Source organism: Streptomyces sp. NPDC034670, assembly GCF_055574875.1.
In genome coordinates this window covers 53,498-53,792 of record NZ_JBVITR010000053.1, presented here as the reverse complement: position 1 = coordinate 53,792, position 295 = coordinate 53,498, and positions in this window count along the sequence as shown.

Here is a 295-nt window from a genome sequence, read left to right as displayed (position 1 = left end):
CGATCCACGGCCGCGACTGACGCTTTCCCACGACCCGACCAACGAGCAGACAAGCCGATGGTTACTTGATCAACGACTTCTGTTAGGAACTCTTAACCATCAGGGGGTACACCTCGGACGGCGAGCAACCTCCGCGGGTGCGGGGACGACCTGTGGTGGTCGGGATGGGTCCGGCCCTGGCGGGAGCAACCCCCGCGGGTGCGGGGACGACACACCACGCGCGTGCGCCTCCCGTGTCAGGAGGGAGCAACCCCCGCGGGTGCGGGGACGACCCGCACCGCCGCACCAAGGGCGG